Genomic DNA, 13,042 nt, shown 5'->3' with positions numbered 1-13,042 from the left:
GAGATCAAGCAGCGGGCGCAAGCCGAGCCGCTCGGTGGCCCGAGCATGCGCCGGTTCCGGCGACAGGCTGGCAAGCAGGCAATGGTCGAGCGCAGCCGGATTGGCTGCCTGGAGCACCGCGGCGGCGGCTGTCGCCACCAGTCCATCGAGTAGAACGGGGACCTTCTGCATCCGGGCGGCGAGGATGGCGCCGGCGATCGCCGCGAATTCACGGCCGCCAACCCGGCGCAACGCTTCGAGCGGGTCGCTGAGACTTGTGCCGTGGAACGCAAGCGCGGCAGCGACCACTTCGGCCTTGCGCGCCCGCATCGATGCATCGGCGCCCGATCCGGATCCGACCCAATCTGCGCTACTGCCTCCGAAGAGTGCCGCACACAAGACCGCTGCAACGGTCGAATTGCCGACACCGAGGTCGCCAAGGCAAAGCAGATCGGTGCCGCCGGCGATCGCCTCCATACCGAAGGCCATGGTGGCGGCGCAGCCGCGCTCGTCAAGTGCTGCATCCTCGGTGATGTCGGCGGTCGGAATGTGCAGGGCAAGATCGAACACTTTCAGCCCAAGATCATAGGAGATGCAGATCTGATTGACTGCCGCAGCACCGGCCGCGCAAAGCTCGACGGCATCCGCCGTGGCAGTGACGGGCCGCGGCGAAATGCCGTGGCGAGCGACGCCATGATTGCCGGCGAAGATCGCCACCAGGGGCCGGTTCACCGCCGGCGGCGCACGGCCGGTCCAGGCGGCAAGCCATGCGGCGACGTCCTCGATGCGGCCGAGCGAGCCTTTGGGTTTGTCGGCCTTGGCAAACAGCGCACGGACGCGGGCTTCGGCCGCCGTGTCGGCCGGCGGCAGGGTCGCCAGAAGATTGCGAAAATCGTCGAAGGGCAGCGCGCTGGTCATGTTCGTTGGTAATCGTTCCCGGAGTTGATGAGCGGCATAGCCGCCTTGTTCGGCCGGCACAACTGCCTGAATTGGCGCGAAAGCGGTTGCCGGCGGCGCATTCCGGAGGGCTTGCATTGGCTTTGTCGTTACACCATGTGGAGGCGAGACAAGGGATTCCTGACGGGACCCTGAGAGAATATCATGACGGCCATCGAATCCCCATGCATCCTGGTCTGTTCGATCGATATGAAAACCGGCTTCTGCTTCGGTTGCGGCCGTACGCGCGAGGAAATCGGCGCCTGGATCGACATGACCCCTGAAATCCGCCGCAGCGTCATGGCCGAGCTGCCGGCCCGGCTGGAGATGGTTGAACGCAGGCCGCGCCGGGAAACGCGCCGCACCCGCCTCGCGCGCGAACGCGACGTCCTCTCATGAGCCATATATGAACCGGTTTTTCTGGGTTTTGATGATCGTGATCGGGGCAGGCGTGGTCCTGCTCATGCTCAACGATTCCGCCGGCAGCACATTCGGCGTCGAGAATTACGATTTCAGCCGGCTGATCTGGCTTGTCGCGTTGGTCGCACTTATCGGCGCCGGCCTGCTCAGATCAGGGAGACCCTTGGGCGCAATGGCCCGCAACCTCGGCACCTGGGCCCTCATCGTGCTCGCATTGATCGCCGGCTACCAATATCGTTATGAATTGCAGGATTTCGCCAGCCGGGTGACGGCCGGCCTTGTACCCGGCAGTCCGCTGGCATTGGGCCTTGAGGACGGCCATGCCACCGTGACCCTGGACAAGGCCGGCAATGGCCATTTCGAAGCGCGCATCATGGTCAACGGCACGCCGGTCCGGGCCGTGGTCGATACCGGCGCAACCAGCACCGTGCTAACCGCGCAGGACGCGCAAGCGGCCGGATTCAATCCAGCCGCTCTCAATTTCACCATACCGGTTTCCACCGCCAACGGCATGGCGCGCGCTGCCGCAGTGAGAACCGACGAATTGGCGATCGGCGGGATCGTGCGCAAGGACATGCCGGTCATGATCGCCGCGCCCGGCATGCTCGGCCAGAGCCTGCTCGGCATGAATTTCATCGGCTCACTGTCCGGTTTCGACGTGCGCGGCGACCGCATGATCTTGCGCGATTGAACAGTCAGGCTGCTTCGGCGTCCGTCCCGCCGAAATCGACTGCAGCGAAAGCCGCCTTCAGCGCATCCGGTCCAGCGCCGGGCCTTGTCGCATCGGTCGAAAGGATCTGCCGATAGCGGCGCGCACCGGGCAGACCGTGGAACAGGCCGACCATGTGACGAGTGACATGGCCAAGCCGCCCGCCCCGCTCGATATGGCGCGTCGCATAATCCGCCATGGCATCGATCAGCGCGGCAAAATCGAACGTGTTGGGTTTGCCGCCGTAAAGCGCGGCATCGACGCCTGCCAGAATGCCTGGCGTGTGATAGGCGGCGCGGCCGAGCATGGCACCATCGACATGATCAAGATGGCGAAGCGCTTCTTCTACCGACTGAATGCCGCCATTGATGCCGATGAATTTGTGTGGGTTTTTGGCCTTTAGCCGATACACCCTGTTGTAGTCGAGCGGCGGGAGGTCGCGGTTTTCCTTCGGGCTCAACCCTTCCAGCCACGCCTTGCGGGCATGCACCCATAGCGCCTCGGCGCCGGCCGCGAAGACGCCGTCCGCCAGCGCATCGAGCGCCGGCTCAGGATCCTGCTCGTCAACGCCGATGCGGCATTTGACGGTGACGGGGATACTTACAGCAGCCTTCATCTCCGCCACGCAATCGGCGACAAGGACTGGTGCTTTCATCAGGCAGGCGCCGAACGTACCCGACTGGACGCGGTCGGACGGGCAGCCGACATTGAGGTTGATCTCGTCATAGCCGAAGGCCTCGCCGATGCGCGCCGCCTCGGCAAGTTTCTGCGGATCGGAGCCACCAAGCTGCAACGCGACCGGATGTTCCGTATCATCGAAGCCGAGCAAGCGCTTGCGCGCGCCCTGGATGACCGCGTCGGCCACCACCATCTCGGTGTAGAGCAATGCCCGGCGCGTCAACTGGCGATGGAGGAATCGGCAATGCCGGTCCGTCCAATCCATCATCGGCGCAACGGCAAAACGCTTGCTTAAACCACTCATATTATTACGATTTTTGCTTTCAGTCGGTCCAATGATTCACTGGGCCGACAGATAAAGAAGTTGCCATATCATATCCGATGCGTTCACGCCAAGGTGGTCGGTAATGACACGCCCTGCCGGCCGCTTCTCGCGACCGCACGGCCGGCGGCTGCGTCTTGATCCTGCGGAGCGCTGCTCCCAACCGCTAACATAGTACTCGGCGCCCTTCCCTGAATGTCGGCGGCGGTACTAGGCTCCCTCGCCCTCTGCGCTTGGCGAAGATGTCGCCTAGAAATAGCCGAGGATGGATTTGACCTCGAAATACTCCAACATGCCTTCGATACCATATTCGCGTCCGTTTCCGGACTGCTTGAAACCGCCAAACGGGGCGTGCGGATCCCACGCCGGGTAGTTGAGATGAACCTGACCGGAGCGAATCCGCGACGCGACGTCTCTGACGGCGTCCAAATCCTCGCCCTGCACATGGGCCCCCAGCCCGTAGACCGTGTCATTGGCGATGGTGACGGCCTCGTCGACTGTGTCGTAGGGGATGATGCAAAGGACCGGCCCGAAGACCTCCTCCTGAGCGATGCGCATGCCCGTGCGCACGTCGGAAAAGATGGTCGGCTTCACATAAAGCCCGACATCTAGGCCGTCCGGACGGCCCAGTCCGCCGGTGAGAAGCTTCGCGCCTTCCGAAACGCCGACGCCGATCATTGTCTGGACCCGGTCGAACTGAGCACGATTGGCGATTGCTCCGTGGGTGGTGGCCTCCGAAAGAGGATTGCCGACGACGATCTCATCCGCGGCCCGCTGGGCAATTGACTCGATCTCGGAAAGCAGCGCGCGCGGCACGATCATACGCGTCGGCGCACTGCATGACTGGCCGAGATTGCGAAAGGCGGCGGCTATGCCCAGCGAAACGGCGCGATCGAGATCGGCGTCGGGCAGGATCACGTTCGGCGACTTGCCGCCGAGCTCCTGCGCGACGCGCTTGACCGTCGGCGCGGCGGCCTGGGCTACCGCGATGCCGGCACGGGTAGAGCCCGTAATGGAGATCATGTCGACATCCGCATGGGACGCGAGACCCGCACCGACGCATGGGCCGTCACCATTGACGAGGTTGAAGACACCGGCAGGGAAGCCGGCTTCCTCGATCGCCTCGGCGAACAGAAGGGCGTCCAAAGGAGAAAGCTCGCTCGGCTTCAGCACGACCGTGCAGCCTGCGGCGAGCGCCGGCGCGACCTTGGCGGTGATCTGGTAGAGCGGCCAGTTCCACGGCGTGATCAGGGCGCAGACACCGATCGGTTCGTGGGTGACCGCGGTGTGGCCGCGCCGCTCGACGAAGGGGAAGGCTGTAAGGACATCGCGAGCGACTTGCACATGGGCGATCGCGAGTGGCACCTGCGCGGTGCGCGCATATCCGATCGCCGTTCCCATCTCGAGTGTCAGGCATTGTGCAAGCAGTTCACGGCGCGTTTCGAGCAGCGCCTGCAGGCGATCAAGCAGACCCGCGCGGTGTTCCGGCTTGGTACGGCTCCAAGTGGCGAACGCCCGGCGGGCCGCTGAAACGGCCGCGTCCACATCCTCGCTATTTCCGAGCGGAAACCGGGCCACAACCTCTTCGGTGGCGGGATTCACGACGACGCCCTTGGCGGTGCCTCTCGGCTCGACCCATTGACCGTCGATGAAGAACTTGTCCAGACAGCCGTTGCGGGACAGGTGTTCGAGGGGCGCGATCATCCTACAAGGTCCTTCATGCGGTAATAGGCACCGAGGATCGGCAGGAACCAGGGACGCCCGAAATAACCGGGGATCGCTGGCCAGTTGAAATCCTTCCACGGATTGAGCTCGGGGCGCCCGTCCATGACCTCGGCCATGATGCTGCCCATCAGCGTCGACATGTGGGTGCCGTGCCCGCTATAGCCCGTGGAGTAGTAGATTCCGTTGCGCTCTCCGGCGCGGGGCAGGCGGTCGCGGGTCATGTCGACCATGCCGCCCCAGCAGTAATCAATGCGGGTGTCGGCCAGTTCGGGGTAGACGTCGACCATCGCCGCTTTCAGGATCTGGCCGCTCTTCTCGTCGGATTCCGGATTGGACACCGCAAACCGGGCCCGCCCGCCGAACAACATGCGATTGTCCCGGGTCAGCCGCCAGTAGACGACGAGGTTGCGCGTGTCGACGACATTGCGTCGGGTCGGCATGAGGCGCGCGATACCTGAAGGCGACAGCGGTTCCGTCACGATCAGGAAGGCGCCGACCGGCACGATGCGGCGGCGGATCCAGCCGAGCGGACCAACCTGGGAGATGCCGCCTGCCAGCAGGACCTGGCGCGCGACGATCTTGCCGCGCGGGGTCTCGACCTCATGCCCGGCGGCGACCTTGCGCATAGCCATGACGGGTGCGTGTTCATGGACCTCCGCGCCACGCCGCGCGGCCGCGGTCGCCAGCCCCCGGACGAAACGGCCGACATGCATGCTGGCGCTCTTGGGAAACAGCAGCCCACCATAGTAGCGGTTGGTGCCGACTTCGGTTCGCAGGTCGGCGCGCGCGATCATCCGCGTTTCGGGATCGACATTGGCCGCCAGGAGCTCCTGGCTGCGCGCCAGCATTGCGTAGTGCTCGGGCTTGGCGGCAAGCTTTAGCTTGCCGCCACGCGCGAAGCTGCAGTCGATCCCTTCTTCCTGCACCAGCCGCTCGACCATATCGACGCCGGCATCGAAAGCCTTGTAGAGCGCGTTAGCGGCATCCGTGCCGTACTTGCCGGCCATTATCGCGTAGTTCTGGGCAAAGCCGTTGTTGCACATGCCTCCGTTGCGCCCCGACGCAGCGTTGCCGATTGTTTCAGCCTCAAGCAGGGCGACTCGGGCGCCCTTTTTGGCAAGGGCCAACGCCGCGGAGGATCCGGTCAAGCCGCCACCCACCACAGCCACGTCGTAGCGGCCTTCGAGGGAATTGGACGAGCCGTGATCGAATGGCTGAGACGTGTCGAGCCAATAGGAGGTAAGTTTCATTTTTGCTCCACCAGAGCGTCAGTTTGCATGGGCGCCATGCAGAGCGTGGATCGGAGCTCCTACCAGCCGCGGATCCGCTCCCACCGCGCTTCGATCTCCGGGTTCTCACCGTTGACGACGCTGTAGAAGTCATGCTGGGCGGCCATCGCGCAGGCATGGTTGGGCAGGATCCGGATTCGCGTGCCGACCGGGAGCTCGGGCATGCTCTTGCCGGAACCGCTGCGGATCGTGAGGATGCCGTGCTCCTGGCTGGCCTGGGACACGACTACATCTTCGAGCACTCGCCCCTTTTCGTCACAGACCACACCGTAACCCTGGTCGAACTGCTGGCTCGCGGTTCCACGGTCGCGCGAAAGCGCCATCCACCCCGCATCGACCAGCACCCATCGTTTTTCCGGCTTGGCGCCGATCACGGTGGCCAACACCGAAATCGCGATATCGTCGATGGCACAGACCCCCACCCCGTGCTGGACGAGGTCGAAGAACATGTAGACCCCGGCGCGCAACTCGGTGACGCCTTCCAGATTCTCGGCGAAGTGCGCCGTCGGCGTCGAGCCGAGGCTGAGAATTGGGCAGGCATGGCCGTGAGCGCGCAGGACTTCGGCAGCGCGCACAATGGCCAAACGCTCGTTCTCGGCTGCCTTCACCAACGCACCGGGCGTGCTCAAGCTATAGGACTCGCCGGCATGGGCGAGGACGCCGACGAGGTTGGCGCCCGCTGCGACGACCCTGTTGGCCACCTCGAGCAGCTTGGGATCGTCCGACTTCAATCCACCGCGATGGTCGTCGCAGTCCAGTTCGATGAACACGGACGGCGTCACGCCGGTGGCCTCGCGCACGTCCGCCAAAGCATTAGCCTGCTCCACAGTGTCGAGCAGCAGCTTCACATCGACGCCTGTGCGGCGACATAGCTTCATGGCGCGAATGGCCGAAGCCCTCGACATGCCGACCGCATAGGTGATGTCGCGAAAGCCGTGGCCTGCGAAATATTCCGCCTCGGCGATGGTCGAGACCGTGATCGGGCCGGGTTCGCGGGGGAACACGTGTCGGGCGACGTCGATGCTTTTGGCCGTCTTCATGTGCGGGCGCAGCACCACGCCAAGCTTTCTGGCGTGCTCGGCGAGACGCTGGGTGTTGCGCTCGAGCCGTCCACGGTCCAGAAGCAGAGCCGGGGTGACCAGGGCGTTGATGCTCTTGGCTGTCTCGCTCACTGACAGGTTTGCCGCCAACTTGTCCATCATCTCGTTTCCTAAAAGAACGATTGGTTCGCCAAGGCATACATATGGGCCGACCCGTCGGAGACGGGTCGTTGCCCTTTGACCATTGCGGTCGCACCGCCGGCTCGCTCGAGGCCGAGGCTCTCGAGCCAGTCGCCCAATCCATCTTCGGCATAGACGTCGATGCGAACGAATTGATTGTGAAGTCTGGAAAGCTGCGCCAGGATCAAAAGCCGCGCGTCCTCCACGCTTTCGGCCGCACAGGGGCCGACGACATAGCCGCGCCCGAACCTCCTGGCGATGGCATAGCCTGCAACCCGTCCCGCGCGCTCGATAACAACGACCTTGCCCGCATCGGCGAGCGCAGCCACCATCGACGGCCGGGGCATGCCCATGGCCCGTTCGTCGAAGGCCTGGATCGCCGCGAGGTCGGAGACCGTCGCCTGGCGAACGTCGTTGCGCGCACTCTGCGTCACGGCGACGGTCAGCAGGACCTGAAGCTGAAGCACCCTGCCCCAGGCGGTGAAGCCGCGCCGCTTATAGAGCGCGAGCCCCTCTACCGTCGAATTGAGCAGCACGTTGCGACCGTCCGTGGCCTGAAGCAACCCATCAAAGAGCCGGGAGCCGTTGCCACCGCCTTGTGCGGAGGCGGTGACGATGATCATTCCGGCCGTGGCATAGGCCTGTCCGTAATTCCACGACATGGCAGTGCCGATCACCTGTCCTGCCCGCTCCAGGACTAGGCCCTGGCCGAGCTTCGCGGCAAATTCCCAGTCCTCGCGGCGATAAGGCCATGCCATCTCCCGCGACAACTTCAGCGCGCCTGGCACATGGAGGGTTTCGAATTTCATCAGCTCGGTCGGGGCGCTGACGATATCTCTGTCATGCTCAACGGTCATGAGTGCAACGCTGTCGCTTGATCCAAAGTCAGATTGAAGTCGGACCTTAGAGTCGCGTCCGGCGGACAGATTTCGCTGCTGTTTTGCCCTTTCAACTCGGCGGGATCATTCTTTTTGACCCCGTCCCTCGGCATACAAAATGGCGCAAATCGGGGGAGAAGTACTCATCTGCCACCTGCGTCGCCCGTCATGGTTGCCAGTCGGTGTGACGTCCACACCTCTGATGCGATCACGGGCCCGACCAACACCATGGGCCGAACACTCTGAAGCGACGAGCGGCTTGATGCTCAGGAGGAATTTCGGATGATCTACATCAGCGAGGAAGAGTCTGCCGCCCTCGTCACCCACGAACTTGCTTTCGAGGCGGTGCGCAGAGCTCTCGTCGCCGCCGCTTCCAAACAGAGTCTGGTCTTTCCCGCAGTTCTCGGTCGAGCTCGGGAGGCAATCAATACGTTCTCGATCAAATCCGGTTCGTCGGACGAGCTGACCGGTGTCAAGATCGGCTCCTTCTGGTCCGGCAACCCGGCGCGGGGCCTCCCGCGCCACAACTCCACCATCGTGCTGCTGGATCAGCAGACAGGTCGGCTCCGCGCCGTGATCGAGGCCGGCAAGGTCAACGCCTACCGAACGGCTGCCGCCGACGCGGTTGCGGCCGACCTTCTCGCCCGGCAGGACGCCAAGGTTCTGGCGATCTTCGGCGCGGGCAACCAGGCGAGTTTCGAGGTCGCGGCGCTGGCTCGCATCCGACCGATCGAAACCGTGCTGGTCGTGGCACGGCCTTCGCCGCGACGCGATGCTTTTGTCGACCAGATCGGCGAAAGGGGCCTCGAGGCGCGCGCCGTATCGGCCGAAGAAGCCGTGCGCGCGGCCGACATCGTGGTGACGGCGACCCCCTCACGCGAACCTCTGTTCGATGCCGCGTGGGTGGAACCCGGGACCCATGTCGTCAGCATGGGATCGGATGCGCCCGGCAAGCAGGAATTGCCGGGCCAATTGCTGTCGAGGTCAAGCCTGTTCTGCGACCTGCCCTCACAGTCCCTCCGGATTGGCGACTTTCAGCACGCTCGCGCGGAGATCGAAGCGGGCACGCTTACCGTGACGCCAATCGGCGACGTCATTGAGGGCCGTGCACCTGGACGCCGCCTCGAAGACGAAATCACCGTCTTCGACAGTTCCGGCATCTCCCTGCAGGATCTCTACATGGCCGACGCGCTGATCAGCGCAAAGGCGTCCCGCCGCTAGCCGTGCGCCGGGCCGCCCGATATCGAGTGTAGGCCTCACTCGAACGAAAGCCTGCATTGGGCTTCCAGCCATCGCGCAAGAACGTGAGCTTTCCCAGATGTCGTCGGTTGCAAGGCGAGTCTGTCCGCGGCCAGTCGGGCGGAGCCGAGACGAGCCGTCGCCTGGTGCAACTCCTGCCACCTTGCGCTCATGCACCGCGGACTAGACGGGGGGAACGTGGGGATTCCGCTCACCCGTCCGCTGACACCTTGGCTTGGTGCGCGTCAGGCCTGACTTCCGGCTGATCTTTAGATAGCAGCGATGTCCAGCTTCGAGCCGTCAACCAGACGCGACAGGCGGAACGGTGTAGGATCGACGCAAGGCGTGTCGTTTACGACAAGCTCCGCGGCCAGATAGCCAAGCCCCGGACCCAAACCGAAGCCGTGGCCCGAGCAGCCCGCCGCGAGGACGAGGCCGTTCACCCCGTCCACCTGCGACACCACGGGCACTGCGTCCGGCGTGCAATCGACGAAGCCGCCCCAGGCGCTATCGATCTTTATGTCGGCCAGTTGGGGGAAGGTCTTGCGGACACTCTCCACCACTTGGCTTACCAGCCATTTCAAGGGTGGGGGATCCAGCACCCGACTTTGTTCGAAGATCCGATCGTCGCTGGCCAGCAGGGCGGACAGTGAATCCGGCCCCGAAAAGAACGATTGGCCAATGCCGAGCCTGACATTCTTCAGGCGACGCAAGAACTGCGGCATGAATTCCCGGCTATACCGGATAGCCCGGGGCGTGATTTCGAGGTTCGCCTTGCCGCTGATGGCAAGTGTATAGCTTCCGTCCAGTCGGCGCGTGATCGTGCAGTAGGGTGTGGAGATCGCCTCGCCTATGTTGATTGTCGGGGTGGAACGCAGCGCGGTCTGCCGGATGCTCGCTTGCGGGAAACTGATCCCGAGCGGCCTCAGGAAGCGCGAAGACCAGGCGCCAGCGGCGCACAGCACCGCGCTGGTTCTGATGTAGCCCTTCTCCGTGTGCACGCCCGCGATTTTGCCATTGGCCAAGTCGAGCGTCCGCGCGGCGCATTCCTGGTGGATCGTGGTGCCCAGAACTCTGGCGCCCTCGGCTATAGCCGGCGCGGCGAGCGCAGGCTCGGCCTTACCGTCCCGTTCCGAATAGATCCCGCCGACCCATTTATCGCGCGCTTCGGGGACGCGCTCGGCCACCTCCGCGCGGCTGAGACTGCGGGTTTCGACGTCGTACTCCCTGGCGATCTCGCGCCACTTTTCCCAGCCGGCGAGCACAGCGTCGTCGTGAGTCGCAAAGAGGAGACCGCAGCGTCGAAATCCAAGGTCCCGATTGATATCGCGCGTCAGCTCGTCCCACAGTCGCAGGGAGATCACCGAGAGCGGCAGTTCGCGCCGGTCGCGGTTCTGCTGGCGGCACCAACCCCAGTTTCGGCTCGATTGTTCACAGGCGACGTGGCCCTTCTCGAGCAGAGCCACAGAGAGGCCACGCTTCGCCAGGAAGTAGGCGGCCGTGGAGCCGAGGATGCCGCCGCCGACGATGACGACGTCCGCCTCGGCCGGGAGACGCTCATCACTGTGAATGCGTTCGACTCGGGGCGACATGTTCCAACCAACCTCGGCTGCCAAGAATGCGGAAGCAAAAGTTCCGATCAGCCCTTCATCGCATCGTGCGCTCGAAAGAATGTGCCGAAATCATCGAGGACTTCGCCAGATGTGCGGATTTTTGATCGCTTGATCGATAGGGTCTGCTCAAGCCCCACCGAATTCCAGTTCGGCGCAGCGCGGCGCAACCTGCTCGCGAGTCCGTTTGGATTGGATCGCGCTTGAGGATCGTGGATCGGCTCAGTGTCGGGAGGCACCGGAACAGGCAAGACGACACTAACCAATGCGATCCCGGCGGAGCTGGTCGAGACCAAGCCGGAAGATCGTCTGGTGATCTTGGAAGACACCGGCGTTTCGCCGCGGAGCCCTTACACGACCGACCCGCTGATCAGGGCAGCGGCGACCCGCCGCTAGGCCGCGCGCCGGGTCGCTTGCCGATATCGAGTGTAGGCCTTACTCGAACGAAAGCCTGCATTGGGCCTCCAGCCATCGGGCAAGCGCGTGGGACTTTCCGGACAACTCGGCTTCTCCCATCCAGATGAGCCCGTAATGGCTTCCGTCGGGATCGAAGCCGGCCGGTGCGACGAGCCGCTCTCTCTCTATGTCGTCGGTTGCGAGAACCAGGGGACTGAGGGCAACGCCAAGCCCCGCCGATGCGGCCTCAACGATCAGGAAGTGGTGGTCATAGAAGCGGATTTCCGTAGGGCGCCGCACGGATGGGTGGACGGCGAGCCATTGTGACCAGGCGTCCGGCCGGGTCTTTGAACCCAGCGCGATGTACTCCCCCGAGGCAAAGGCCGGCGCGAGTTGAGGGCTCATCACAGGTCCCACCTTCTCTGGAAAAAGGCGCTGGACATGCGAGGCCTCCGGCAGCGCGAAATCGAGCCGTCGAATGGCCAGGTCGATCCGGTCGCGGCGGAACGCCACCGGGCCGCCACCCACCGAGAGATGCAGCGCGATATCGGGATGCGTGCCCTGAAAGCTCGCCAGTCGCGGAATGAGCCAACGCATCGCGACCGAGGGCTCGCACGAAAGCACCAGCACGTCCTGGCGAGCGTTGGCGGCGCGCAAATTTCTCGATGGTTGTCGCCAGTTCCGTGAAGAACCGGCCGAGCGTAAGGTTGAGCGTCTCCCCCGCCGCGGTGAGGCGCAAGCCCCGGCCGCTTTTCTCGAACAGCCTGAATCCGAGATCCTCGGACAACTTGGTGACTCGACGGCTGACGGCGCCATGGGTCAGGGCGAGACTGTCGGCGGCCAGTCGAACGGAGCCGAGACGAGCCGTGGCCTCGAACGCACGCAGATCATCCAGAGAGGGTATGTCGGACCGCTTCATCGGTGAATTTTTATCACCGCTCCGGTGCAGAAACTATGGCTTTTTAAGAGGCGTCGCGTCTGCATAATTGTTCCATGCGAACCAATAGCCAGCCTACGGTCGGCATCCTCGCCGACGACCTGACCAGCGCCGCGGATGGCGCCGGCCCGTTTGTCGAGCGTGGCCTGCGAGCAGTGGTAGGCAGGGGCCGCTTACCGGCGGTGGAAGAGACGATCGTCGCCGTCGACAGCGGGTCGCGGTCCGTCGATGCCTCGGCGGCGGCGGAACTCTCCGCGGGCCTTGCCGCCCGGCTCGCTTCCCGCCAAATCCTCTACAAGACCGTGGACTCCACGCTACGCGGCCATGTAACGGCGGAACTGGAAGCGGCGTTCAGGGCGAGTGGTCGCAAGACGCTTGTCTTTGCTCCCGCGTTCCCCACTGCGGGCCGCACCACCGTCAGCGGTATTCAGCTGATGGACGGCGTGCCGGTCGCGGAAACCGGCTATGGTCGCGACCCCGTTCATCCGGCGCGTCACTCGCGGCTGGTCGAGCTTGTTCCTGCCTGCATCAACAACGTCGTCATCATCAATGCGACCACACAGGGCGATCTCGACAGAGAAATCGCTGCTCTGCCGGAAGCGGAATCGATCCTCTGGGCAGGTGCTCCCGGCATGGCGATGGCGCTGGCGAAACGCTTCGCGCCGGCCGCGGCAGCATCGAATCCGGTCGCGGTCGCCGCTGGC

The 13,042-nt window shown here is 64.1% G+C and carries 12 protein-coding genes and 2 pseudogenes; 5 read left to right on the top strand and 9 right to left on the bottom strand.

Translation table 11 applies throughout. From position 1 onward, the window contains the following. On the bottom strand, nt 1-897 hold an 897-nt coding region (locus EOA78_RS32280), incomplete at its 3' end, for a nicotinate-nucleotide--dimethylbenzimidazole phosphoribosyltransferase (protein WP_164784032.1). Nucleotides 898-1,080: 183 nt separating this feature from the next. Between EOA78_RS32280 and EOA78_RS32275 the strand changes: the two genes are divergently transcribed. Both EOA78_RS32275 and EOA78_RS32270 read left to right on the top strand, forming a co-directional pair. After that, a complete protein-coding gene (locus EOA78_RS32275) occupies nt 1,081-1,314 on the top strand; it encodes a DUF1289 domain-containing protein (RefSeq protein WP_127319447.1) in 234 nt (77 codons plus the stop codon). Nucleotides 1,315-1,321: 7 nt separating this feature from the next. Beyond that, nucleotides 1,322-2,026: a TIGR02281 family clan AA aspartic protease gene (locus EOA78_RS32270; protein ID WP_127319445.1), complete on the top strand. Its 705-nt coding sequence runs from the start codon at nt 1,322-1,324 to the stop codon at nt 2,024-2,026. 4 nt (nt 2,027-2,030) lie between these two features. Here the strand turns inward: EOA78_RS32270 and dusA are convergent, their stop codons facing one another. From dusA to EOA78_RS32245, 5 genes are all read right to left on the bottom strand, one after another. Next, nucleotides 2,031-3,026 (bottom strand): tRNA dihydrouridine(20/20a) synthase DusA, encoded by a 996-nt coding sequence (dusA, locus tag EOA78_RS32265; RefSeq protein ID WP_127319443.1) that lies wholly within the window; start codon nt 3,024-3,026, stop codon nt 2,031-2,033. A 267-nt stretch (nt 3,027-3,293) separates the two neighbouring features. Then, nucleotides 3,294-4,748: an aldehyde dehydrogenase family protein gene (locus EOA78_RS32260; RefSeq protein ID WP_127319441.1), complete on the bottom strand. Its 1,455-nt coding sequence runs from the start codon at nt 4,746-4,748 to the stop codon at nt 3,294-3,296. Next, complete coding sequence (locus EOA78_RS32255) at nt 4,745-6,019, bottom strand: FAD-binding oxidoreductase (protein ID WP_127319439.1); 1,275 nt, start codon at nt 6,017-6,019, stop codon at nt 4,745-4,747. Before EOA78_RS32255 ends, EOA78_RS32260 begins: the two co-directional genes overlap by 4 nt. Nucleotides 6,020-6,078: 59 nt before the next feature. Then, entirely contained in the window at nt 6,079-7,257 is a 1,179-nt protein-coding gene (locus EOA78_RS32250) for an alanine racemase (RefSeq protein ID WP_127319437.1), read from the bottom strand. An 11-nt stretch (nt 7,258-7,268) separates the two neighbouring features. Then, nucleotides 7,269-8,135: a GNAT family N-acetyltransferase gene (locus EOA78_RS32245; RefSeq protein ID WP_127319435.1), complete on the bottom strand. Its 867-nt coding sequence runs from the start codon at nt 8,133-8,135 to the stop codon at nt 7,269-7,271. A 303-nt stretch (nt 8,136-8,438) separates the two neighbouring features. Here EOA78_RS32245 and EOA78_RS32240 point away from each other — a divergent pair, with 303 nt between their 5' ends. Further along, entirely contained in the window at nt 8,439-9,377 is a 939-nt protein-coding gene (locus EOA78_RS32240; protein ID WP_127319433.1) for an ornithine cyclodeaminase family protein, read from the top strand. A 287-nt stretch (nt 9,378-9,664) separates the two neighbouring features. Here EOA78_RS32240 and EOA78_RS32235 read toward each other — a convergent pair whose 3' ends face one another. After that, nucleotides 9,665-10,987, bottom strand: coding sequence for an FAD-binding oxidoreductase (locus EOA78_RS32235; RefSeq protein WP_127319431.1), 1,323 nt, complete (start codon nt 10,985-10,987; stop codon nt 9,665-9,667). A 243-nt stretch (nt 10,988-11,230) separates the two neighbouring features. Between EOA78_RS32235 and EOA78_RS32230 the strand changes: the two are divergent. Beyond that, a pseudogene (locus tag EOA78_RS32230) lies at nt 11,231-11,335 on the top strand (ATPase, T2SS/T4P/T4SS family); the annotation flags it as partial. A gap of 105 nt (nt 11,336-11,440) precedes the next feature. Here EOA78_RS32230 and EOA78_RS32225 read toward each other — a convergent pair. Together EOA78_RS32225 and EOA78_RS37515 are read right to left on the bottom strand one after the other, a co-directional pair. Continuing rightward, on the bottom strand, nt 11,441-12,058 hold the full coding sequence (locus EOA78_RS32225) for a LysR substrate-binding domain-containing protein (RefSeq protein ID WP_245477916.1): 618 nt from the start codon (nt 12,056-12,058) through the stop codon (nt 11,441-11,443). Between the two features lie 118 nt (nt 12,059-12,176). Then, nucleotides 12,177-12,320: pseudogene (locus EOA78_RS37515) on the bottom strand (LysR family transcriptional regulator); the annotation flags it as partial. A gap of 74 nt (nt 12,321-12,394) precedes the next feature. Between EOA78_RS37515 and EOA78_RS32220 the strand changes: the two are divergent. Next, the coding region (locus EOA78_RS32220; protein WP_164784031.1) for a four-carbon acid sugar kinase family protein at nt 12,395-13,042 on the top strand (648 nt) is incomplete at its 3' end.

This window comes from Mesorhizobium sp. M5C.F.Cr.IN.023.01.1.1 (assembly GCF_003997585.1).
GTDB classification, from domain to species: Bacteria; Pseudomonadota; Alphaproteobacteria; order Rhizobiales; family Rhizobiaceae; genus Mesorhizobium; species Mesorhizobium wenxiniae.
The sequence above is the reverse complement of the archived record's forward strand: the minus strand, read 5'-3'. Positions and strand labels throughout refer to the sequence as shown.

Excerpts from the sequence above, each read along its gene's own strand:
- EOA78_RS32275 (WP_127319447.1), top strand. The coding sequence starts at position 1,081 with ATGACGGCCATCGAATCCCCATGCATCCTGGTCTGTTCGATCGATATG.
- EOA78_RS32270 (WP_127319445.1), top strand. The coding sequence starts at position 1,322 with ATGAACCGGTTTTTCTGGGTTTTGATGATCGTGATCGGGGCAGGCGTG.
- dusA (WP_127319443.1), bottom strand. The coding sequence starts at position 3,026 with ATGAGTGGTTTAAGCAAGCGTTTTGCCGTTGCGCCGATGATGGATTGG.
- EOA78_RS32260 (WP_127319441.1), bottom strand. The coding sequence starts at position 4,748 with ATGATCGCGCCCCTCGAACACCTGTCCCGCAACGGCTGTCTGGACAAG.
- EOA78_RS32255 (WP_127319439.1), bottom strand. The coding sequence starts at position 6,019 with ATGAAACTTACCTCCTATTGGCTCGACACGTCTCAGCCATTCGATCAC.
- EOA78_RS32250 (WP_127319437.1), bottom strand. The coding sequence starts at position 7,257 with ATGGACAAGTTGGCGGCAAACCTGTCAGTGAGCGAGACAGCCAAGAGC.
- EOA78_RS32245 (WP_127319435.1), bottom strand. The coding sequence starts at position 8,135 with ATGACCGTTGAGCATGACAGAGATATCGTCAGCGCCCCGACCGAGCTG.
- EOA78_RS32240 (WP_127319433.1), top strand. The coding sequence starts at position 8,439 with ATGATCTACATCAGCGAGGAAGAGTCTGCCGCCCTCGTCACCCACGAA.
- EOA78_RS32235 (WP_127319431.1), bottom strand. The coding sequence starts at position 10,987 with ATGTCGCCCCGAGTCGAACGCATTCACAGTGATGAGCGTCTCCCGGCC.